Source organism: Amycolatopsis sp. NPDC031561, from assembly GCF_055580625.1.
In genome coordinates this window covers 462979-483276 of the sequence record NZ_JBVILA010000003.1, presented here as the reverse complement: position 1 = coordinate 483276, position 20298 = coordinate 462979, and the positions used below count along the sequence as shown (strand labels likewise).

At 69.5% G+C, this 20298-nt stretch carries 20 protein-coding genes; 13 read left to right on the top strand and 7 right to left on the bottom strand.

Annotation, left to right across the window (positions count from 1 at the left end):
* The first annotated feature begins 29 nt into the window (after positions 1 to 29).
* A complete protein-coding gene (locus ACZ5IK_RS11345) occupies positions 30 to 644 on the top strand; it encodes an NAD(P)-dependent oxidoreductase (RefSeq protein WP_410664131.1) in 615 nt (204 codons plus the stop codon).
* A gap of 327 nt (positions 645 to 971) precedes the next feature.
* Here the strand turns inward: ACZ5IK_RS11345 and ACZ5IK_RS11340 are convergent, their stop codons facing one another.
* From ACZ5IK_RS11340 to ACZ5IK_RS11325, 4 genes are all read right to left on the bottom strand, one after another.
* Complete coding sequence (locus ACZ5IK_RS11340; RefSeq protein WP_465487607.1) at positions 972 to 1160, bottom strand: DUF2637 domain-containing protein; 189 nt, start codon at positions 1158 to 1160, stop codon at positions 972 to 974.
* Positions 1161 to 1508: 348 nt separating this feature from the next.
* Complete coding sequence (locus ACZ5IK_RS11335) at positions 1509 to 2867, bottom strand: DEAD/DEAH box helicase family protein (protein WP_465487606.1); 1359 nt, start codon at positions 2865 to 2867, stop codon at positions 1509 to 1511.
* A gap of 321 nt (positions 2868 to 3188) precedes the next feature.
* A complete protein-coding gene (locus tag ACZ5IK_RS11330) occupies positions 3189 to 3803 on the bottom strand; it encodes a hypothetical protein (protein WP_465487605.1) in 615 nt (204 codons plus the stop codon).
* A 161-nt stretch (positions 3804 to 3964) separates the two neighbouring features.
* Positions 3965 to 4705, bottom strand: a complete 741-nt coding sequence (locus tag ACZ5IK_RS11325; protein WP_465487604.1) for a TetR/AcrR family transcriptional regulator — start codon at positions 4703 to 4705, stop codon at positions 3965 to 3967.
* A gap of 62 nt (positions 4706 to 4767) precedes the next feature.
* Between ACZ5IK_RS11325 and ACZ5IK_RS11320 the strand changes: the two genes are divergently transcribed.
* Together ACZ5IK_RS11320 and ACZ5IK_RS11315 are read left to right on the top strand one after the other, a co-directional pair.
* Positions 4768 to 5874 carry an FAD-dependent monooxygenase gene (locus tag ACZ5IK_RS11320; RefSeq protein WP_465487603.1) on the top strand — a complete coding sequence of 369 codons (1107 nt, stop codon included), beginning with the start codon at positions 4768 to 4770 and terminating at the stop codon, positions 5872 to 5874.
* On the top strand, positions 5874 to 6320 hold the full coding sequence (locus ACZ5IK_RS11315) for a DUF6640 family protein (protein ID WP_465487602.1): 447 nt from the start codon (positions 5874 to 5876) through the stop codon (positions 6318 to 6320). Before ACZ5IK_RS11320 ends, ACZ5IK_RS11315 begins: the two co-directional genes overlap by 1 nt.
* Before the next feature lie 73 nt (positions 6321 to 6393).
* Here ACZ5IK_RS11315 and ACZ5IK_RS11310 read toward each other — a convergent pair whose 3' ends face one another.
* On the bottom strand, positions 6394 to 6828 hold the full coding sequence (locus ACZ5IK_RS11310; RefSeq protein WP_465487601.1) for a cysteine dioxygenase family protein: 435 nt from the start codon (positions 6826 to 6828) through the stop codon (positions 6394 to 6396).
* Positions 6829 to 7039: 211 nt separating this feature from the next.
* Here ACZ5IK_RS11310 and ACZ5IK_RS11305 point away from each other — a divergent pair, with 211 nt between their 5' ends.
* Complete coding sequence (locus tag ACZ5IK_RS11305; RefSeq protein ID WP_465487600.1) at positions 7040 to 7909, top strand: LysR family transcriptional regulator; 870 nt, start codon at positions 7040 to 7042, stop codon at positions 7907 to 7909.
* On the opposite strand, the gene ACZ5IK_RS11300 is transcribed toward ACZ5IK_RS11305, so the two are convergent.
* The gene (locus ACZ5IK_RS11300) at positions 7872 to 9200 is read right to left on the bottom strand and encodes an amidase family protein (protein WP_465487599.1); all 1329 of its coding nucleotides are present in this window, start codon (positions 9198 to 9200) and stop codon (positions 7872 to 7874) included. The genes ACZ5IK_RS11305 and ACZ5IK_RS11300 overlap by 38 nt on opposite strands.
* Before the next feature lie 102 nt (positions 9201 to 9302).
* On the opposite strand from ACZ5IK_RS11300, the gene ACZ5IK_RS11295 reads away from it, so the two are divergent.
* The 9 genes from ACZ5IK_RS11295 to ACZ5IK_RS11255 are packed head-to-tail and all read left to right on the top strand — an operon-like array spanning position 9303 to position 18830.
* Positions 9303 to 10925 carry an ABC transporter substrate-binding protein gene (locus tag ACZ5IK_RS11295; RefSeq protein WP_465487598.1) on the top strand — a complete coding sequence of 541 codons (1623 nt, stop codon included), beginning with the start codon at positions 9303 to 9305 and terminating at the stop codon, positions 10923 to 10925.
* A complete protein-coding gene (locus tag ACZ5IK_RS11290) occupies positions 10892 to 11908 on the top strand; it encodes an ABC transporter permease (RefSeq protein ID WP_465487597.1) in 1017 nt (338 codons plus the stop codon). Before ACZ5IK_RS11295 ends, ACZ5IK_RS11290 begins: the two co-directional genes overlap by 34 nt.
* Positions 11901 to 12707, top strand: coding sequence for an ABC transporter permease (locus ACZ5IK_RS11285; protein WP_465487596.1), 807 nt, complete (start codon positions 11901 to 11903; stop codon positions 12705 to 12707). The genes ACZ5IK_RS11290 and ACZ5IK_RS11285 overlap by 8 nt, the downstream gene beginning before the upstream one ends.
* Positions 12704 to 13447 carry an ATP-binding cassette domain-containing protein gene (locus ACZ5IK_RS11280; protein ID WP_465487595.1) on the top strand — a complete coding sequence of 248 codons (744 nt, stop codon included), beginning with the start codon at positions 12704 to 12706 and terminating at the stop codon, positions 13445 to 13447. Before ACZ5IK_RS11285 ends, ACZ5IK_RS11280 begins: the two co-directional genes overlap by 4 nt.
* Positions 13448 to 13449: 2 nt before the next feature.
* Positions 13450 to 14079: an ABC transporter ATP-binding protein gene (locus ACZ5IK_RS11275; RefSeq protein WP_465487594.1), complete on the top strand. Its 630-nt coding sequence runs from the start codon at positions 13450 to 13452 to the stop codon at positions 14077 to 14079.
* Positions 14076 to 15059: an ornithine cyclodeaminase gene (locus ACZ5IK_RS11270; protein ID WP_465487593.1), complete on the top strand. Its 984-nt coding sequence runs from the start codon at positions 14076 to 14078 to the stop codon at positions 15057 to 15059. Before ACZ5IK_RS11275 ends, ACZ5IK_RS11270 begins: the two co-directional genes overlap by 4 nt.
* Positions 15050 to 16396, top strand: coding sequence for a type III PLP-dependent enzyme domain-containing protein (locus ACZ5IK_RS11265; protein ID WP_465487592.1), 1347 nt, complete (start codon positions 15050 to 15052; stop codon positions 16394 to 16396). The genes ACZ5IK_RS11270 and ACZ5IK_RS11265 overlap by 10 nt, the downstream gene beginning before the upstream one ends.
* Positions 16393 to 17451 (top strand): PLP-dependent cysteine synthase family protein, encoded by a 1059-nt coding sequence (locus ACZ5IK_RS11260; RefSeq protein ID WP_465487591.1) that lies wholly within the window; start codon positions 16393 to 16395, stop codon positions 17449 to 17451. The genes ACZ5IK_RS11265 and ACZ5IK_RS11260 overlap by 4 nt, the downstream gene beginning before the upstream one ends.
* On the top strand, positions 17448 to 18830 hold the full coding sequence (locus ACZ5IK_RS11255; protein ID WP_465487590.1) for an MATE family efflux transporter: 1383 nt from the start codon (positions 17448 to 17450) through the stop codon (positions 18828 to 18830). Before ACZ5IK_RS11260 ends, ACZ5IK_RS11255 begins: the two co-directional genes overlap by 4 nt.
* Here the strand turns inward: ACZ5IK_RS11255 and ACZ5IK_RS11250 are convergent.
* Positions 18806 to 19768: a hypothetical protein gene (locus ACZ5IK_RS11250; RefSeq protein WP_465487589.1), complete on the bottom strand. Its 963-nt coding sequence runs from the start codon at positions 19766 to 19768 to the stop codon at positions 18806 to 18808. The genes ACZ5IK_RS11255 and ACZ5IK_RS11250 overlap by 25 nt on opposite strands.
* Between the last annotated feature and the right edge of the window lie 530 nt (positions 19769 to 20298).

Sequence of the window (20298 nt, the reverse complement as noted above, 5' to 3'; positions counted from 1 at the left end):
GACGCATTGACCCTCAGGAGTGGATTTTCATGCATCTCACCGTTCTCGCCGCGTCCGGCCCGACCGGACTTTCCCTTACCCGGCAGGCACTCGAACGTGGCCACATCGTCAGGGCCATCGCCCGCAATCCGGACCGGATCACCGTTCCGGACGCCCCGGGGCTGACCAAGATCGTCGCGGACGTGTTCCGCACCAGCGAGATCGACTCGGCGCTCGAAGGCAGTGAGCTGGTGCTGTCCGGACTGGGTGTGCCCAAGGGGACGAAGCCGGGTGTGCTGACCGCGGGCGCCCGGTCGGCGGTGGCCTCGGGCGCCCGCGTCATTTGGCTGGGTGCTTACGGCACGGGGCCCTCGGCCGCGGTGGCAAGCGCGCTCAACCGGCTGGTCCTCAAGGGACTCGGAGCGGAGGTCGCCGACAAGGTCGAGTCGGACGCCGTGGTCACCGAAGCCGGTGGGACGGTTTTCCACGCCGGACCCCTGTCGAACAAACCGATCAGCCCGGACCGGCGCACCGTCGGGCTCGATGCCTCCCCCAAGAGCATCTTCCGCATCATGGTGAGCCGGGACACCGTTGCCGCCGCGATGCTCGACGAAGCGGAGAACCCGCGGTTCCCCGGCCGGATCGCCGTCCCGCTCACGCGCTGACCTGAAGGCCCGTGGGCGGCTCGCCTGCGGGTGCCCACGCCGCGCGCGGATTCGGACCCAAGGTGGCGGCCGGTCACCCGGGAAAGCTATGCGGTGCGCAGTCGGCCGGTTTTCGCCGGCCGTCCGGTCATCGCCCGTGCTCGGACCAACCCCGCTGCGCGAGGACGACTCGAAGCCGTAGTCAGTGCACCCGCTGCAGGCGGCGACGGTGACGTCGAAGGCGCTCATTACTGGAGCCGAGGCGATGTTCGCGCAGAGTGACAGTGAGATGCCGAGGAGGAACGCGGCCCAGGCCGGTCATCGGCTGGAGCCGTCGCGGTTCGGTTTTCAGAGTTCGACGGTTGCGGTGGTGAGGAGGCCGTCGACGATGAGCGGCCAGATCGAGGCGGTCATCGTGTCCGCGCCGATGCGGAGGGCGAACTGACGTCCGTGGATGTAGGAGGCGTAGGCCGCGCCGAGGGCGACCAAGGCGGTGCAGCCGCATTGAATCCAGAGGGAAAGGCGGACGCTGTTCATGACGCGGCCCCACCGCGGTCTCGGCGGAGCCGAATGATCCTCAGTGTGGCGGAAAGCCGCAGCTCAGAGGACTGGGAGGGTGCGTGGTTGCTGTCTGTACCTCGTCGGGGGTACTCGCGAATAGCGCATAAAAGCGCCGATCATCTGATCGGCGCTTTTCGCTATTTCGGGAGCTGGCATGGCTTCGGCAATCCTTTCTCCTGCTTCCGCGATAGCGGCACGGTGAGCTGCCTCAGCGCCTTCGCGAACGATCCTCTGCGCGTGCTTGCGCCGCGCTGTCGTCCACAGTGGCCAGGTCGGCTCCAGAATGGGGTGTCTGAGAGGCGACGAGCACGAGCGCGTTCCTGGCTAAGTCGCGAGTCTGCGGTAGGGGCGCACGACGGCTTCGACGAGCGCCGTGACCTGCTCGTCGATGTGCGCCTTCCCCTCGGAGTCGTTCTCGACGAGGAACAGTCGACCGGCGACGCTCTTCTGGGCCTTCAGCAGTGCGAAGTCGTCCCTGCTGTAAAGGGTGTCCGCGGCGTTGCTGGGCAGCCGGTGGTCGTCGGACACCTCGAGACTGATCAGCTGACCCGCCACCGAGATCTTCGGCGGCTCGCCACGCCTGGCCAGCCGGGCGGCGCGCTGGGTGTCGGAGGCGCGGACGTGGACGATCTGCGACGCCGCCAGGACCTCGTCGCCGAACACCTTGAGCGCTCCGATCGTGTCGGCCCTGGCGAACTCGACGAGCGTGATCGGGCTGCTCCGGCGGTTTTCCCAGACGCGGTGGCCGAGCGTGTGAAGGGCGGGCCGGAGATCATCCTCGCGCTCCACCTGGAACGCGCCGCCCTGCTGGGCGCTGAAGCCCGCACCGCGACCGTCGCCGAGAAGCATCAAGGCGTGGAGGAATTCTTCGAACGCGTAGACGTAGTCGTTCAGCTCGTCGACCTGCATCCGCCATCGCCGAAGTTCTTCGGCGAGTGCCCGGCGGACCAGTGATTTTCCGGCGCCCGGCAGGCCGGTGACGAAGATGACCGGTGCGCGGTGGCGGAACGCCAGGTGTCGCAGGACCGCGTCCTCCGCCTTGGCCGACAGCTGGTACGCCGCGCGCTGCTCCCGGATCCGGTCCGCGAGGCGGGACAATCCGTCGCCCGGTTTGCTCTCGGTCAGGAGTTCTCCTGCCAGGAACGATTCGATGGGTTCGGACTCACTCCACATCTCGTCGAAGTGGCTGCGGAACACCTTGGCGGCAGAGATCTCGTCCAGCCGTTCGGGCCGGTCCTTCCCGCCGTTGCGCCGGTTGAGCACCGTGTGGTGCTCCAGGCCGGAGAACACGTGGTACGACAGGTGGTCCGCGGTCAGTGCGCGGGACACGCGAACCTCGATCCCCGCCCCGAGCAGCTCGGCTCCGGCGGTCAGGGAAGACGGCTCGGTACGGGTGATCACCCGTACTCCCCGGCGGCCGTTGATCTGCGACCACGATTCCTGGATCTCGGCGAGCATCGGAGAGCCTGCCGCCGGCAGCAGATTCGGGACCAGTGCGTCGAGTCGCTCGACGTTGTCGTTCTTGGAGATGACGAGCATCTCCGCCAAGTAGTTCCGCCGGGTCATCCGCTGGGAGAGCCCGGTCGGCAGGCGGGTGCGCCGCCACAAGAACCTGACGGTCGCCACGATGAGAGCGACGGCCACGCCGCTGGTCACGGGCACGAGGAGCTGGCTCCAGTTCATCGAGGTCCCCGGTCCGCCGTCGCCATACAACCTGCCTCTCGCAGGGTGTTGGAACACCTAAGCCAAAGTTTAGGCAAGACGAACTTTGATTTCAAGGGTGGCGCACTCTTTTTGGCGCCGAGGTGAAGAGCGAGGTCGGAGTGAAACTCAGGACGCCGCCTGCCTCGACGATGATCGTCACCGTGACGATGGCGGTTCGAGCGGAGCGAGATCCGGTGGCACCAGGGGCGCGGACCGCAGGCGACCGACAGCCGGGTCATCTACACGAGCCCGCCCAGGTCGATCCGGGGAGCCGTTTGCCGGCGCTGACGCGGGTCGCGGTCAATGGCCCGAATGCGCCCTGACCCGCCTGGCGATCTCCGCCGGTCCGAACAAGTCCCTGAACGGGGTTCCACTGCACTTCCGGCACAGCGTGGCGCAGGCCAGGCGCAACCCGAGCGGAGGGCCGCTCGCGCAGTCCTCGACGATGGGAAGCAGCCGTCCGGTCCGGGTGCCGCACTTCTCGCAAGCGTCACTGGTCAAGCAGGGGCTGGTGATCGGAGCCGCCTTGGCCTGCCGTTCGAGCAGAGCGCGCTCAGGGGAATGACGGCGCTCCAATTCCTTGTTCAGCGCGTCGAGCGCCGGATACAGCGCCTGCAGATGCTGGACGCGTGACGGCTGGAACATCCTTCGCCACCAAGGCTTGAGCAGCCCGAGCACCACGCGGCGCCCTTCCTCGAAAACCCGCATCAGCTGGGGATCGTGCCCGTTCCTGAGCAGATCCACCGCGCGCAGCAACCCTTTGTACAGCTCTTCGACCGCGGCGGCGTCGCGGAGATCTCGCGGATCGGGGAGCACTTTCGCGAAGTTCACCGTGTCCGGAGGGCCGGGGGACGGCCGAGGTTCGGCCGGGAATCGCGGCGGGGTCGTCCTTTGCGCGACTTCGTCCGCCGGCATCAGCCCGCCCTCGGCTATCGGCGTTCGCGCGGTCCGTCGCGAATCTCGCGGGGACGGACGGTGTCGTGTCTTCTTGGGTGTCCGTTTCTTCGACCGCGGCATGTGTCGTTGTTAGCACTCCGGTGGCGGGACTGGTCCCGAGCCGCTTCGCCCCAGGCGGGTCAGTCCCTGTCCACCCCGAGGGCGTCGGCGAGGCCGCGCAGGCAGTCTTCGAAGACGGGTTCCAGGTCGGTGTAGGCGAAGTCGAGCTGGTGCAGGACTTCCATGCACAGCAGGCCGTACAGCCGCGTCCAGCAGGTCAGGAAGACGTGCGAGGCCTCGGGCGGGAGGCGTCCGTCGATGGTGGCGGAGTAGGCGACCAGCTGCTTGCGCAGCGCCGGGGGCAGGTCGGCCAGGTCGGGTACCGGGAAAGGGTCGGTCCGCCAGAGTTCGGCGGTCAGTTCGAGGAGGACGTTCTCGAACCGTTGGCCCGCCTCGTGCCGGGGCGAGTCCTGTTGCCGGTTGGGTGGGGCGATCGGGCTGGCGAAGATCCAGCCGAACTCGGCGGGATGGGTGATCGCCCAGGTTCGCAGGGCACGGCATACCTCGAGGATGCGATGGCCTGCCGGGGCGGCGGCGTGGGTGTCGCGGGCCCGTTCCAGAACGGTGGTCAGTTCGCGGAAGAAACCGGCGGTCACGGCGCCGATCAGTTCGTCATGACCCGTGTAGTAGTGGTACAGCGCGGGGCCGCTCATGCCCACCTTCCGCGCGACCGCGTTGATGGTCACCGCCGCCGATCCCTGCTCGACCAGCAGCGTGCGCACGGCCGCGTGGATCTCCCGCAGCGAGTCCTGACGCCGTTTTTCCCGCCTGCCGCCCGGGCCGTCGGCCATGGTCACCTCGTCTCGTCGAGCCGTTGACATCCTAGAGCACCTATGTTTCCTTAATGACTCTAAGCTAGCCTAGAGTCATTAAGGAGAACTCGATGAAGGTGACCATCGTGGGAGGCGGGATCGGCGGGCTCGCCGCCGCCGTCGCGTTCCACCAGCGCGGCTGGGAGGTCGAGGTGCTCGAGCGCGCGCCCGAGTTCACCGAGATCGGTGCGGGGGTGTCGATCCAGCCCAACGCCTTGCGCGCGCTGGACGCGATCGGCCTGGGCGACCGTCTTCGCGACGGTGGACTGGCGGACCCTGTCGCGGGGGTGCGTCTCGCGAACGGGCGGTGGCTGGTCCGCAACGACGTCGACGATCTGCGGCGGCGGTTCGGGCAGTGGGTGACCGTGCATCGCGCCGATCTGATCGACCTGCTCGTCGAGACGCTGCCCGCGCGGGCGCTTCGGCCCGGCACCGACGTGCGTGAGGTGCGGCCCGACGGCACTGTCGTGCACAGCGGCGGCGAGACCGTCGCGGACCTCGTCGTGGGCGCGGACGGCGTGCACAGTGTGACCCGGCGGTCTCTCTGGCCCGAGATTCCCGGGCCGCGCTACGTCGGGTACACCACTTGGCGCTTCATCGTCCCGCCGCACCCTGTCGGCGAAAGCGTCGAAACCTGGGGCCGCGGCGAACGGTTCGGGCATCTGCCGTTGCCTGACGGCCGCGTCTATTGCTACGTGATGGCCAACGCTCCCGCTCGTTCGCGTACCGGTCTGGACCGGCTGCGCGAACGGTTCGCGCGCTGGCACGACCCGATTCCCGCGTTGCTGTCGGCGGCGCGGGAGGAAACGGTGTCGCAGCACGACGTCCACCAGTTGCCGGAGCTGTCCACCTACGTGTCCGGCGGCACGGTCGCCCTGCTCGGCGACGCCGCGCACGCCATGACTCCGAACCTGGGGCAGGGTGCGTGCCAGGCACTCGAGGACGCCGTCACGCTCGCCGCCGTCGTCGACGAGCTGGGAGTGCCTGCGGGACTTGAAGAATACGACCGTTCCCGCAGGCCTCGAACCCAGCTGATCGCCCGGCGCTCCCGTCAGGTCGGGGCCCCCGCGCATTGGACTTCCCCGCCGCTGATCGCCTTGCGCGACGCGATGCTTCCCCGGTTGCCCAAGTCCTTCTTCGAGCGATCGATCACCCCCGCCTACACCTGGACCCTTTGATGCCTCTGCCACGAACACCGATCGTCGTCGTCGGCGTGATCACGACGGTCAGCGCCGTCCTCGCCGATCTGGTGGTTCCCCACTTGGCGGCGCAGCACGCCTTCAACCCGGGCTGGCCGCCCCACGCCAAATTCCACGACGCCCAGTACATGGTCGTGACGGTGCTGCTGGGCCTGCTCGGACTCACACTCGCCCTACGGCGGGCCGGGGACCTTCGCGGCCGGCTGTTGTGCGCGACCGGCGTTCTCGCCGTTCCCTGGCTCGGGATGATCGGCGCGCTCCTGTTCCCGGGGACCGCGACCTACGATCCGGAGTTCGCCGACGACACGCTCTTCGTCTTCGGCCTGCACGGGCAGGTCCTCATGGCGATCGTCGTGATCCTCGTCCTGCTCGGCGCGGCGGTGGCGACATTACGCCTGCCTTCGGATTCCGGGACCCGCGCGTGAGGCGGTGAAAAAGTGGTCGAGACGAATTTTTCCCGGCGTCGGAAATGCCGGTTAGCCGAAATGGCTCTGCCGCTTACTCCATGTACTTCGGAGTGGTGCGTTGCTCGTATTTGCGGCGGACGCTGGTTCCCTTGCTGAGGTCGGCGCCGTAGACGTGCAAGGTGATCGCGACGGTGTCGCCGGTGTTGTGCACCTGGTGGATGTCGTCGGGCGGCGCGACGCCGCTGACCGAGCCCGCCGGGCGTTGCCGCTGGGCTGTCCGGACCAGCCTGTCGCCGTCGATGTCGAAGACGGTCTCCGTCTCGGTTCCTTGGAGGACAAGGAATGTACACCACACCAGGTGGTCGTGGATCTCGGTCAGCTGGCCGGGCCGCCAGACCAGTGCGGTGATCGAGAAGGTGGACTCGGCGTGCAGGGTGTTGCGGGTGTAGCCGTCGGCGGCCCCTTCCCGTTCCGCCGGGGTAAGGAGGTGTGGCGTCGGGCGGAGCTCGGTCAGGACGGCCGCCACGGCTCGTGCGGTGGCGTGGGGTTCGGATGTTCGCCCGGTGCACTCGCGAAGGCGTTTTATGAGCTCCGCGAGACCGGGTCTGACATAGGTGGACGGGGTAGTGGACGCGGCGGTCATTCTCACTCTCCTTCTGGTCGCTTATCATCGTGGTCCGCTCTCCGCCCGGCGTCCAATGACGACGTTCTTTCCTATATATAGGTACTCTTCATGTATGCTGAATCTGGTCCAACTGATGGTGCTGGACGCTGTCGCGCGGCATGGTTCGATGACCGCCGCGGCGAAGGAACTGCATTACACCCAGCCGGCGGTGAGCCACCATCTCGCGCGGTTGGAAGCCGAGACCGGCGCGAAGCTGATCCAGCGGATCGGCCGCGGAATTCGGCTCACCCCCGAAGGAAACCTGCTGGCCGCCCGCGCGGCCGAGATCGTCGGCCGGGTCGAAGGCGCCGAGGCGGAACTGGCCGCGCAGGTGGGACTGAGGGCCGGGCGGGTCCGCATGGCGGGGTTCCAGTCGGTCTTGAGCACCATCGTTCCCGAGGCGGCCGCTTCGCTGGCCCGCGCTCATCCCGGGATCGAGCTGGGACTGGTCGACGAGCATCCGGTCGAGGCGCTTCGCATGCTTCGGGAAGGGCAGATCGACGTCGCCTTGATCTTCCGGTACGCCGACACCCCGCGGGAGGATCAGGGTCTCCGGCTGGTCCATCTTCTCGAGGACCCGATCTATTTGATCACCAGCGAACCGGGGCAGACCATCGCCGATCACCGTGACTCGATCTGGATCGGCGGCTGCACCCGATGTCAGGACGAGCTCGTCACGATCTGCGGCCGGGCCGGGTTCACGCCGCGCATTTCCCTGGTCAGCGACGACATCGTCGTCATGCAGTCACTGGTCGCCGCGCGCATGGGCGTCACCACGCTGCCCCGCCTGGCGCTTCGCGCTCATCGGCTGCCCGGCATCCACACCACCGAACTGGCGGAAGATCCTCGCCAGATCTACGCCGTCACCTACGGCGATCCGCCGGACCCGCCCGCCGCGACCGCGCTCATCCGCGCGCTTCAGGCCAGCGTCCAGGTCGGTTGAGAATTCGTTCGACGGAAGCGCCGACTGCCAGCAGTTTCCGGTCTTCGCCGATGGCGCCGTCGAGCGCCAGCCCGGCGGGGAGGCCGCTGGGGCCGCGGCCCATCGGGACGGTCAGGCCGGGGACGCCCGCGATGCTGCCGGGCTGGCAGTTGCGGATGAAGGTCGGGAAGGTGGGGACCACGCGCCCGCGGTGCACGAAGTTCGCGACGGACGAGAATTCCTGGGCGATCGCCGGTGTGGTGGGAAATACCAGTGCGTCGACGCCATTCTCGCCGAAGATCGTCGCGTAGGTGCGCCGCAAGGCCGCGCGGGCGACGAGGGCCGCTTCGTAGACGGCCGGATCGACACCTGGTAGGACCGACTCGGCGAAGATCGCCTGGACGTCGGCCGCGGCGACCGCTTTGACGAGCTGCTCGAACGAGACTCCGGGCACGTACTCGCTCAGGTAGGACCGAAGCCCGACGCCTGCTTCGTGGATCACCAGCGGCATTCCCTGATCGGCGCTGAGTTCGGCGAGCGTGGTGTCGTCGATCGGCACCAGGGTGAACCCGGCCGCGCTCAGCCGTGTCACCGCGGACGCCCACAGTTCCTCGACTTCGTCGTCCAAGTCGCCGGTCAGGAAGCCGTGTGGCACGCCCAGCCGAAGCGCCGACGGCGGGATTTCGGTCAGGGTCTTCGGTTCCTCCGCCGCGAGCACCGCGTCGAGGAGAGCGAGATCGTCGACCGTGCGGGCGATCGGCCCGGCCGTGTCGCGGGTGCTGCTCAGCGGTGTCATGCCGTCGGACGGGTAGCGGCCCGTGGTGGGCCGGAAACCGCAAACCCCGTTGAGCGCGGCGGGAACGCGCACCGAGCCTCCGGTGTCGGTGCCCAGACCGGCCGGGACGACGCCCGCCGCGACGGCGACCGCGGTCCCGCCGCTGCTGCCCCCGGCGAACCGGAACGGGTCACAGGCGTTGCGGACCGGTCCCAGCGGAGTCGTGTCGCAGGTGATGCCGAACGCGAGTTCGTGCATGGTCGCCTTGCCGATGACGACGGCGCCCGCGTCGACGAGCCGCCGGACCACGGTCGCGTGCTCGCGCGGGACGTGGTCCGCGAGCGCCGGAGTCCCCGCGGTGTTCGGCATGCCCGCGACGTGGATGTTGTCCTTGATCGCCAACGGAAGGCCCGCCAGCGGGCCGGCCGGCGCCAAGCCGTCTCCGTCGTCTGAGCGCGCGAGATGGCCGATCGCGTGGAGATCCCGGACTTCTTCCGCCCGCGCGCGGCTTTCCGCGGCATTCCAAGATCCACTCATGACGGCTCCAGTCGTTCAGCGAGGACGTCAGCTTAATGCGGGGTGAGCGTGACAAGGCTCACAGTTAATGATAAAGACTATCATTTTCATTAAGCTGCGGCCGTGCTTTTCCATCGTCGGCCTTCGCGCCTGCTCGTCACATCACTCGTCACCTTCTCCGCCGCCGCACTCGTCGGCTGCGGTGCGCCGGGAGCGTCCGGGGGCGCGCCCGACCGGTTCGTCGTGATCGACGCCGAGGAACTCGGCAGGTTCAATCCCCTGACCGGACACGGCGGTAACGGCGAATCGAAGATCTACGAGAGCCTGTACCGCGTCGCGGAAGGTCAGAACGACCGCATCCCGGACGCGGTCCCGGTGCTCGCGGAGGGAGCTCCCGAGCCCGTCGACGGCGATCTCGGCCATTGGCGGGTGAAGACCCGGAAGGGCGTCACTTTCTCGGACGGGACGCCGTTCGGGCCCGAGGACGTCGTCGCGACGTACAACGCCGTCGTCGATCCGAAGTTCGCGTCGCCGATCGCGGCGAACTTCGATTTCCTTCGCACCGCACAGGTCTCGGGGCCGGACTCCGTCGATTTCCTGCTGAACGGCGCCTACGGTGACGTGCCGCACCGGTTGTTCCTCGCGATCGCGCCGTCGGAGTCGCTGGCGGCGCCCGGGCCCGCGGACAAGCTGCCGCTCGGCGACCACCCGGTCGGAACGGGGCCGTACGCGCTGACGGAGCTGCGGCCGGATCAGGTCGTCCTCACCGCGCGCGACGAGTACTGGGGCACCAAACCGCAGGTGAAAACCTTCGTGGTGCGGCGAACCGACGACGAGAAGGCCCGCGCGGCGCAACTCGCGGGCAGTGCGGACGGCACCCGGCTGTCCCCGGCGCTCGCCCGCGCCGTGGCGAAGGACGGCTACCGCACGGTGGTCAGCAAGGCCAACGATTGGCTCGGCGTCACGCTTCCCAGCGGCAACCCGGTGGCCGGTGACGCGGCCGTCCGGCTCGCGCTGAACCTCGGGGTCGACCGCGGCGCGATGGTCCGCGACATCCTGCAGGGTGAGGGAACCCCCGTCTCGACTCTGGTCACCCCGCTGTTCGGTGACGCCTACGATCCCGCGCAGGACTTCACTTTCGACGCGGACCGCGCGCGGAAGGTACTCGACGACGCGGGGTGGCGTGTCGGCGCCGACGGCGTCCGCGAACGTGACGGCCGCCGGGCGCAGTTCGACGTGGCCTACTACCCGACGGAGACGCTTCGCCGCGATCTCACGATGGCCACCGTCTCCGACGCCAAGAAGATCGGCATCGAGATGAAGCCGGTCGCGGTGGAGAAGTCGACCATGACCCCGCAGTACCTGGCGAGCACCGCGTTCCTGCTCGGCGGCGGCGGTCAACCGTACACAGTGGACACTCAGCTGTACCCGAAGTTCCACTCCCGGTACGCGGCCAAGGGCGTGGGATCGAAGTGGGACAACGCCTCGGACTACGTGAACCCGGAAGTCGACAAAGCGCTGGAGGCGGCGCGCGTCGAACGTGATCCGGCCAAACGCGCCAAGCTGTACCGGGACTTCCAGGCCGCCTACCACGCCGCGCCGGGCATGCTCGCGCTCGTCGCGGAGAACCACGTGTACGTGCTGCGTGACAACGGCTGGCAGCCCGGGGCCACCGCGCTGGAACCGCACAGCCACGGCGTGGCCTGGGGACCGTGGTACTCCCTGGCGCGCTGGACGCGGAAGTGACGCGGTCGCGCCGCGCCCGGATCGGTCGTCTCGCCGTACGCCGCCTGCTGTTCGGCGTCCCGTTGGTCCTCGTCGTCTCGCTGGCGGCCTTCGCGCTGGCCGCGGCCAGCCCGTTCGACCCGCTCGAGGCCTACCTCGGCGGATCGGGTGACGGTTACACGGAGGCCGAACGCGAGGTGCTCCGCCACACCCTCGGGCTCGACCAGAGCTGGATCTCGGCTTGGTGGCACTGGATCTCCGGCGCGGTGACCGGCGATTTCGGGTACTCGCGGGCGTATCACGAACCTGTCGCGCAGGTACTCGCCAAACGGCTGGGGTGGACGGCGTTGCTGGGCTTCGCCGGCTCGGTGGTCGCCGTGGTGCTGGCGTGCGCGCTCGGGATCACCGCGGGCCTGCGGGCAGGCGGGATCGCCGACAAGGTGATCAGCGCGATCGCCGTGGTCCTGCAGGCCGTACCGCCGTTCATCGTCGCCTTGGGCGCCGTCCTGTTGTTCGCCGTCACGCTCCGCCTGTTCCCGACGTCGGGGCTCACGGATCCGGGGGAGCCGATCACGGCGGCTTCGGCCGCGCGCCATCTCGTCCTGCCCGCGTTGGTACTCGGGGTTTCGCAGGTGCCGTGGCTGGCGCTGGGCCTGCGCGAAGCCATCACCGGAGCCATGGGCAGCGACGCCGTCCGGGGCGCCTACGCCCGGGGTCTCCCGCCGCGTGTCGTCCACAGTGGACACGTGCTGCCGATGGCCTCGGCGCCCTTCTTCGCCCTCATCGGCGGCAGGCTGCCGGAGCTGCTCGTCGGCGCGACCGTGGTGGAAACCGTGTTCGCGTGGCCGGGTCTCGGCGACGCGACGGTGGATTCCGCGCGGGCGCTGGACTTCCCGCTGCTGGCGATCGTCACCGTGCTCACTGTGGGGCTGGTCGTGGCGGGCAACCTCGCCGCGGACGCCGCCGCGATCGCCGTCGACCCGAGGATCGAGGCCGATGGCTGACAAACGCGCCGCCTGGATCGCGGGCGCGGCCGTGGCGGTCTTGGCCGCCTACGCGATCGTCACCCCGCTCGCGCACCCGATCGACGAAGCCGTCACGGACTTCGCGGCCGGAGACCGGGGTCCCGGAGCCGGGAACTGGTTCGGTACCGACGCCTCGGGACGCGATCTGTTCACCCTGGTCGCGATGGGGATGCGGGTGTCGCTGGGGATCTCGCTGGCCACCGCCGTCCTGTCCACGATCGTCGGGCTCTTCGTCGGTGTCACGGCCGGGGCGTTCGGTGGCTGGTGGGACCGCATCGGGATGCGGGTCGCCGACGCGATGACGGCCATCCCCAGTCTCTCGCTGTCGCTGCTCATCGTCACGTTGTTCCGGGGTTCGCTGGTCGCCATCGTCGTTTCGCTCGTGCTCACGCACTGGACGGCGACCGCCCGTGTCGTGCGCGCCGAACTGCTCTCCTTGCGTGACGCCGAGTACGTCCAGGTGGCGCGCCTCAGGGGACTGCCGGGGGCGCGGATCGTGCGGATCCACTTCCTGCCCGTCGCGGCGGGTCAGGCGGGGGTGGCCGCGGTACTCCTGGTCGCCCACGCCGTGTGGCACGAGTCGACGCTGTCGTTCCTCGGCGTCGGATTGCCGCCGCACCAAGCCTCGCTGGGCACGCTGCTCGCCGAGTCCGGGGAAGCGCTGCTGCTCGGGCACTGGTGGCGGCTGGTGTTCCCGGCGGGCGCGATCGTCGCGGTCACCCTGGCGCTTTCGGCGCTGGGCCGGTCGTTGACCCGTCGTCCGGAGGTGATGGCGTGACGCTGTCGCTCGAAGGCGTCAACGTGCGGTACCCCGCAGGTCACGCGCTCACGGACGTCGATCTCGTCGCCCTGCCCGGCAGGCCGCATTTCGTGATCGGCGGCTCGGGTTCGGGGAAGTCCACCCTGTGCGCGGCCGTGACCGGTCTCCTCCCCGGTTCCGCGAAGCTGACCGGGAAGGTGTCGGTCGACGGCCATCCGGAACCGCGCCGGGGGAGCGTCATCGGTGTGGTGCCGCAGTCCGCGATGACCTGCTTCACGCCCGTTCGGCGGCTCGGCGGGCAGCTCGCGGAAACGGTTCGCCACCTTCGCGGCGAACGCGGGCCGGAGGAACTGCTCGCACTCGTGGGCCTCGAAGCCGGCGCGCTGAGGAAGTACCCGCACGAGCTTTCGGGCGGGATGGTGCAGCGGGCGGCGATCGCGTCCGCGCTGGCGGGCGATCCGCCGGTGGTGGTCGCGGACGAACCGACGTCCGCGCTCGACCGGGAGCGGTCACGGGACATCGTCACGCTGCTCACCGGGCTTGGCCGGGACCGCGTCGTCCTGGTGACCACCCACGACCTCGGTGTGTTGCCGGACGACGCGGACCTGACGGTGATGCTCGCTTCGCGCGTCGTCGAGACCGGGCGCGCGGCCGACGTCCTCACAGCGCCGCGGCACGACTACACCCGCGATCTGCTGGCCGCGCTTCCCGAGAACGGGCTCAATCCGTTGCCCGTCGACCGCCACTACGGGAGTTGATCATGCTTTCGGCTCGCTCCGTCGCGGTCGGCCACGGCCGCACCCCGCTGCTCTCCGGCGTCGACCTGGACGTCGGCCCGGGGGAGATCGTCGGTCTCGTCGGGCCGTCGGGCTGCGGCAAGACGTCGCTGGCCCGCGTCCTCGCCGGACTCGACAAGCCGCTGGACGGCGAGGTGCGCATCGACGGCCGGGTGGCGATGCTCTTCCAGTCCCCGCGCCGGTCCGTGGACCCCCGCCTGACCCTGCGCCGGTCGATCGAGATCTGCGCGACGGAGCCAGGCGTCGACTGGGAACGCTTGTGCGCCAAGGCGGATCTCCCGACCGAGCTGCTGGACCGGTACCCGCGCCAGGTGTCGGACGGGCAGTTGCAGCGGGCCGCGATCGCCCGTGCCTTCGTCGGCGAACCCCACTACCTCCTGTGCGACGAGATGACCGCCGCCCTCGATCCGGCGACGACCGCCGCCGTCGTCACGACCGTGCGCCGCGCCGCGGACGAAGACGGTCTCGGCGTGCTCTTCATCAGTCATGACCTGCCCTTGGTCGGTGCGTGCTCCGATCGCGCTCTCGAGATCCGGGACGCGCGTGTCGCACCGTCCACCATCCTGTCCACCAGAAAGGTCGACCGTTCATGAACTCCGGCCCCTCGCTGCACATCCTCACCCGGACGGATCTGCACAACCTCGAACTCGCGCCGCACGAGGCGATCACGATGGTCGAAGACGGCTACCTCGCCTACGCGTCCGGAGCGTCGCGCAACCCGGCGAAGCTGATGGTGCCGATGCCGGACGCCGCCCGGGACGCCGTCGCGTACTCGATGCTCGGCTACGACGGTTCCCTCGAACAGGCCGCGTTCAAGACGAGCTACCGGCAGGGAAGCACGTCGGCCGAGAAGTACTACACGACGATCACCCTTTACGACGACAGCACCGGCCTCCCGTTCGCGCTGATGGACTGCCATCGCGTCGGCGCCACCCGCACACCCGCCAGCACCGCGCTGATCGCGCGGACCTGTGCCCGGCCGGGGGCGCGCACCGCGCTCATGGTCGGCACCGGCGCGCAGGGGATCCGGACCCTGCCGTACCTGCTCACCGCGTTGCCGGGGCTCGAACGGCTGCGGCTGTTCGGCACGCATCCCGACGGTCTGCGTGACAGCGTCGCCGCGGTGAAGGACCGGTTCCCGGACCGTGAGGTCGAACTCGTCGACGACGTGGAGGCCGCGGCGCGCGAGTCCGACATCGTGGTCGCCGCTTCGGGCCGGGCCGCGCACCCCAAGATCCGTCTCGGCTGGCTGCCGCCGGGCGGGCTGCTGATCTCCGTCGCCAGCAAGGGAGTCCAGGAGGGCACGCTCGCCGAGGCCGACTACACCGTGGCCACCAACGGCGCGCAGGTCGAGGTGACCGGGCGGCGGATGGCGGGCCCGGACGGCGTGTTCCGCATCGACGCCGAACTGCCGGACATCCTCGCGGGCCGGGCGCCGGGCCGCCGCGGTGACGACGACCGGGTGTTCGCCTTCAGCAGCGGCATGATCATCACCGACATCCCGGTGGCGCACGCGCTGGCCGCCCGCGCCATCGCCGCGGGCCGCGGCCGCGAGGTGGCGCTGTGGACCTGATCGACACCCTGTCCCCGCCCCTGCCCGCGCTCGAACGCCCGTGGGCACACCGATTACGCGATTCCGAGACCCTGTGGGAGATCGCCCGCGCGATCGGCGGCGGCCCGTTCCACGTGGTCCATCCGGCTTCCTTCGCCGAAAACCTCGACGGGATGATCGCGGCGCTCGCCGCCGAGCGGGTGCAGGGCACCGTCTACTACGGGAAGAAGGCGAACAAGGCGGCGGCGTGGCTGCGGGAATGCGCCCGGCCCGGCGCCGGGGTCGACGTCGCGAGCGTGCCCGAACTGGTGCACGCGCTCGGAAACGGCCTGCGCGGGGAAGCGATCGGGGTGACCGGCGCGGCCAAACCGGACGGTCTCCTCTGGCTCGCGTTGCGGCATCACTGTCTCATCGCGGTGGACGCGGCCGACGAACTGGAACGCGTCGCGCGCCTGGCCGCCGAGCTCGGCGAGACGGCGGAGGTGCTGCTGCGGGTGCGGCCGCCGTCCGCGCCGGAGAGCCGGTTCGGGTTCGCACCCGAAGCGCTGACGATGGCCGTGCGCCAGTGTGCGGACTCCGTCGTCCTGCGAGGTTTCTCGTTCCATCTGGACGGCTACGATCCCGTGCCGCGGGCGGAACTCGCCGCGTCCCTGATCGATCTTTGCCGCGACGCCCGCGCGCTCGGGCATCCCGCGTCGAAGATCAGCATCGGCGGCGGGATCGCCGTGTCCTATGTGGACTCCGGTGATTGGGAACGGTTCGAGTCCGGCAGGAACGACGGCTGGTTCCACGGTGGCCGCAATCCGGCAAGAACCTACCCGTATCACCAGACGCCGACGGGCGCGGCGATGGTCACCGCCATCCTCCGGCACGAGCTCGCCGGGAAACCGCTCGCGGATCACCTGCGCGCGTCCGGGATCGAGCTGCTGCTCGAACCGGGCCGGGCGCTGGTCGACGGCGCCGGGTTCTCGGTGTTCCCGGTGCTGGGCGTCAAACCGGCCGAAGACCACTTGATCACCACGGTCGCGGGGCTGTCCATGAGCCTGTCCGAACAGTGGAAGGGCAGCGAGTTCCTGCCGGATCCGCTCCTGGTGCGCCAGGACGGGCCGGGCGGCGAGCCGGTGCGCACGATCGTGGCCGGGTCGAGCTGCATGGAGTACGACGTGCTGACCTGGCGCGCGGTGGAGCTGCCCGCGCGGCCGAAGAGCGGCGACCTGCTCGTGTACCCCAACACGGCCGGCTACCAGATGGACAAGAACGAGAGCGGTTTCCACCAGCTCCCCCTGCCGCCGAAGGTGGTGCTCGACGGCGACCGCTGGCACGTCGACACCGACTACCCGATCCAGGAGATCCGATGACGATCGTCCAGCGCGCGTCCGACCTGATCGGTGGCACGCCGCTGCTGGAGCTCGCGCGCACCGGTACCGGCACGCGGCTCCTGCTCAAACTCGACCACCTCAACCCGACAGGCTCGTGCAAGGTGCGCATGGCGAGGCAGATGATCGACGAGGCGGAGATCGACGGCCGTCTGCTGCCGGGCGGGCACATCGTCGAGCCCACGTCCGGCAACACCGGGAACGGGCTCGCGCTGGTCGCGCTGGAGCGCGGCTACCGGTTCACCGCCATCGTCGATCACCATGCCGCGCGCGAAAAGCTGCGGATGCTGCGCGCGCTCGGCGCGGAACTGGTGTTCGTCGACTGCCCGCCGGACGGCGGGGTCAGCTCGGTCCAGCGCAGGCAGGTCGCGGCCCGGATCGCGGCCGAAACCGGCGCCTATCACCCCGACCAGCACAACCATCCCGGCAACGGCAACGGTTATGCCGGGCTGGCGCGGGAACTGGTGCAGCAGCTCGGCGACGTCGACGTGCTCGTCGCGGCGATCGGCACCGGCGGCTCCCTGTGCGGGACCGCCCGCGCCCTGCGCGCGGCGGGAGCGGGTACTCACGCGGTGGCTGTCGAACCCGTCGGCTCGATCATCTTCGGTGGCGCGCCGGGGATCTACCACCAGACCGGGGCGGGCAGCCCGGCCGGATTCCCGGTGGGGGACAACGTGGACCGGTCCGTGATCGGCGAAGCCCACCGCGTGTCCGACAGCGACGCCTTCGCCGGTGCCCGCGTCATCGCCCGGCGCACCGGTGTCCTGGTCGGCGGGACGACCGGCGGCGCGATCCACGTCGCGCTGCGGCGGCTCTACTCGTATCCGGCCGGAAGCGTCGTCGTGGTGCTGTGCAACGACGCGGGGGAGAAGTACCTCGACTCGGTCTACGACGACGAGTGGCTGCGCGCCAGGGGAGTGCTCGACGAACTGGCCCATCGCCGGATGGACCGCTGGTTCACCACCTACGCCGAGTCCGTGCGGGTGGCCACGCGCGACCGGCGGGCTCGTTCGGCGCCGATGGCGGTGGGCGCGTGACCACGGCGGTGGCGGCGCGCGGCTACCGGGCGCTCGTCGCGCTGGCCGCGCCGATCGCGGGGATCCAGCTGGCACAGGTCGCGCTCACCAGCGTCGACCTGGCCATGCTCGGACTGCTCGGCGTGACCGCGGTGGCGGCGGGCGGCCTGGCGATCCTGCTCTACAACCAGATCCGCACCATGTGCGTCGGCATGGTCACCGGCGTCGGGAACCTGGTGGCCACGGCGGCCGGTGCCGGTGAACTCCGCACCGGCACGGACGAACCCGACGAGCGCGCGCGGGACGAGATCCGGTCACTCCTGCGGTCGGCGCTGCTCGTCGCGACCCTGACCGCGGCGGTCGGCGCGGCCGTCCTTTGTGGACTGGCGGCCGCCTTGCCCCTGCTGGGACAGAGGCCGGAGATCGTCTCGCTCGCCAGGGCGATGATGTTCGCGCTGGCGAGCGGGCTGTTCCCGATGGTGTGGCTGAACGTGTTGCGCCAGTTCGCCGTCGGGCTGCGCCGTCCCGGTTCGCTCCTCGCGGTGACGTGCGTGTCGATCGCGGTCAACGCCGCCCTGAACGCCGCCTTCATCTACGGCTGGGCGGGGCTGCCCGAACTGGGCGTCACCGGGATCGGGCTGGCGACGACGCTGGTCCAGTTCTTCACGCTCGCCGTGTTCGCCTCGGCCGTGCGCAAGGACCCGCGCCTGCGTCCCATGGTGTCGCTCGCGCTCTGGCGCGCGGATCCGGCGGTGGTCCGGCGGATCGTGCGGCACGGGACCCCGATCTGTTTCACCTACGGATCGGAAGCCGCGATCACCTCGATCGCGACGGTGCTGATGGGGGCTTTCGGCCCGGCGATGCTCGCCGCGTCGAACGTCGCGAACCAGCTCGCCTACATCGTCTACCAGGCCAACATCGGGCTTTCGCAGGGATCGTCCATTTTGGTCAGCCGCGCGGTCGCGCACGGCGATACGCGGCAGGCTCCGGTGATCGCGCGTCAGGCGCTCACCCTTTCGTGGAGCTTCATGGCGGTGGTGAGCCTGGGATACCTGGTGGTGCCCGAGTTCCTGCTGTGGCCGTTCCTGCACGGCGAGGCGGACGCGGTGGTGCTCGGCACCGCGTCGACCCTGCTGGTGTTCGCCATCGCGCAGCAGTACAGCAAGGGGACCCAGAACATCCTCGTCGGCCTGCTGCGCGGGCTCGGAGATACCGTTTCCGGGCTTCGTTGCACTCTTGTGGGGTACTGGCTGGTCGGCGTGCCTGCGATGTTCCTGTGCGCCTACGGGTTCGCTTGGGGCGGCTGGGGCGTGTGGGCCGGTCTTTGCCTCGGTTTCGCGGCGACCGCGATCCTGCTCGGACGGCGGTTCGCCGGCTACGGGGCCGGTTCCGCGCGATAACGGTCGATCCGGTCGAGCAGGTCGCGGGAGCCGGAATCGGTCGCGTGGTTCCGCAGCAGTTCCGCCAGCGGGGCGAGGCGATCCTTGGTCCGGGCGGAACCGAGACCGCGCGCGAGGTCCACCGCCTCGGTCCCGGTGCGGACCGCCTCGTCGAAATCGCCCTGGAGCGCGTGGTTCTGCGCGAGCATGATCAAGGTGAGCGCCAGGCTGCGGGACATGTCCGCGCCGTAGCCCGCGGTGGCGTCGCGAAGCCTGTCGATCGCCTCGTCGCTGTGCCGCGGGGTGACGACGTGGGCCAGTTCGGTCAGGACGGTACCGCGCATCGCGGCCATGTCCGTCGTGCCGAAGAAGGCTTCCCAGGGGCGTGCGGTGGCCCAGTCGTCCGCTCCCTCGAACTGGCTCTCCGCGCGCCCCAAACTCGTGAGAGCGGCACGCTCGTCACCCGCTTTGGCCAGCGCCCAGGCCTCGTTGACGGTGAGGATCGCCTGCGCCCGCCGGGATCCGGACCGGCGGGCGGCGGCCTGCCCCCGCCGGAGGTGACCGAGCCCGCCGTCGACGTCGTCATGGTGGAGGGCCAGCCTGCCGAGGCGGTAGCAGATGTTCGCCACGAGATTGTCGTTCCGCGCCTCGGCGGCGAGGTCGAGCGCGCGGCCGAAGCGGATCCGCGCAGGTATCCGGTGGCCGATGTCGAATTCCGTCCAGCCCAGCAGATTGTGCAGATCGGCGAGCACGGTCAGCAGCCGCGAACGGAGCGCGGCCGGGACGGCGCCCCAATGCAGCAGGAGGCTGACCGTTTTCACCACGTGCACGGCGTCCCGGCAAAAGGCGCCGCCCTGCCGGTAGTCCAGCGCACGCAGGACGTCGACCGCGGTTTCCAGGCGCTCCACGTCGGTGATCCCGATGCGGTCCGGCCGCTTGCCTTTTCCGGTCCCTGTCATGAACTCACCTCACGCAAGTCATGGCTCGTGCTACCGGCTACCCGGAGTAGATCCTTTTGAAACCGCGGTCGTGAGTGGCTTTCACGACACCCGAAGCCGACTGCGTGAAGGCCCCCTTCCCTCGGCTGAGCCGAGGGAACGCGACCATCACACCTTTCCCAGTACATGAAGGGGTCCTTCACTGCGCTAGACGATGTGAAGGGGTCCTTCATGTACTTCAGGCGACTCGGGCGCCAGGACCGCACGGGGCTGGGTCTCGTGAGTGGTAAGGACGGTTGGAGCGGACCGGTATTTGCCTACCCACACGTGACCAGGGCGAAGGTGAAGTGGCAGCGGTGGCGCGGTCGAGCGTGAAGGAATCGGGACGTCGAGTGTCCCAAATCCTTCATCGTCGAGGGGTCTTCCGGCCTCGAAGCTTGATCAACGGAAGATCGGGGACACTCAACGTCCCAAATCTTCCCCGCTCGCCCACATCGGCATCCAGAACAAGCGCTACAACCTCACCGAGCTGACATCAGGATCCAGTGGGT

Bases quoted from the DNA above. Each gene is read 5' to 3' on its own strand.
- ACZ5IK_RS11345 (WP_410664131.1), top strand. From the start codon at position 30: ATGCATCTCACCGTTCTCGCCGCGTCCGGCCCGACCGGACTTTCCCTT.
- ACZ5IK_RS11340 (WP_465487607.1), bottom strand. From the start codon at position 1,160: ATGAACAGCGTCCGCCTTTCCCTCTGGATTCAATGCGGCTGCACCGCC.
- ACZ5IK_RS11335 (WP_465487606.1), bottom strand. From the start codon at position 2,867: ATGAACTGGAGCCAGCTCCTCGTGCCCGTGACCAGCGGCGTGGCCGTC.
- ACZ5IK_RS11330 (WP_465487605.1), bottom strand. From the start codon at position 3,803: ATGCCGGCGGACGAAGTCGCGCAAAGGACGACCCCGCCGCGATTCCCG.
- ACZ5IK_RS11325 (WP_465487604.1), bottom strand. From the start codon at position 4,705: ATGTCAACGGCTCGACGAGACGAGGTGACCATGGCCGACGGCCCGGGC.
- ACZ5IK_RS11320 (WP_465487603.1), top strand. From the start codon at position 4,768: ATGAAGGTGACCATCGTGGGAGGCGGGATCGGCGGGCTCGCCGCCGCC.
- ACZ5IK_RS11315 (WP_465487602.1), top strand. From the start codon at position 5,874: ATGCCTCTGCCACGAACACCGATCGTCGTCGTCGGCGTGATCACGACG.
- ACZ5IK_RS11305 (WP_465487600.1), top strand. From the start codon at position 7,040: ATGCTGAATCTGGTCCAACTGATGGTGCTGGACGCTGTCGCGCGGCAT.
- ACZ5IK_RS11300 (WP_465487599.1), bottom strand. From the start codon at position 9,200: ATGAGTGGATCTTGGAATGCCGCGGAAAGCCGCGCGCGGGCGGAAGAA.
- ACZ5IK_RS11285 (WP_465487596.1), top strand. From the start codon at position 11,901: ATGGCTGACAAACGCGCCGCCTGGATCGCGGGCGCGGCCGTGGCGGTC.
- ACZ5IK_RS11275 (WP_465487594.1), top strand. From the start codon at position 13,450: ATGCTTTCGGCTCGCTCCGTCGCGGTCGGCCACGGCCGCACCCCGCTG.
- ACZ5IK_RS11270 (WP_465487593.1), top strand. From the start codon at position 14,076: ATGAACTCCGGCCCCTCGCTGCACATCCTCACCCGGACGGATCTGCAC.
- ACZ5IK_RS11260 (WP_465487591.1), top strand. From the start codon at position 16,393: ATGACGATCGTCCAGCGCGCGTCCGACCTGATCGGTGGCACGCCGCTG.
- ACZ5IK_RS11250 (WP_465487589.1), bottom strand. From the start codon at position 19,768: ATGACAGGGACCGGAAAAGGCAAGCGGCCGGACCGCATCGGGATCACC.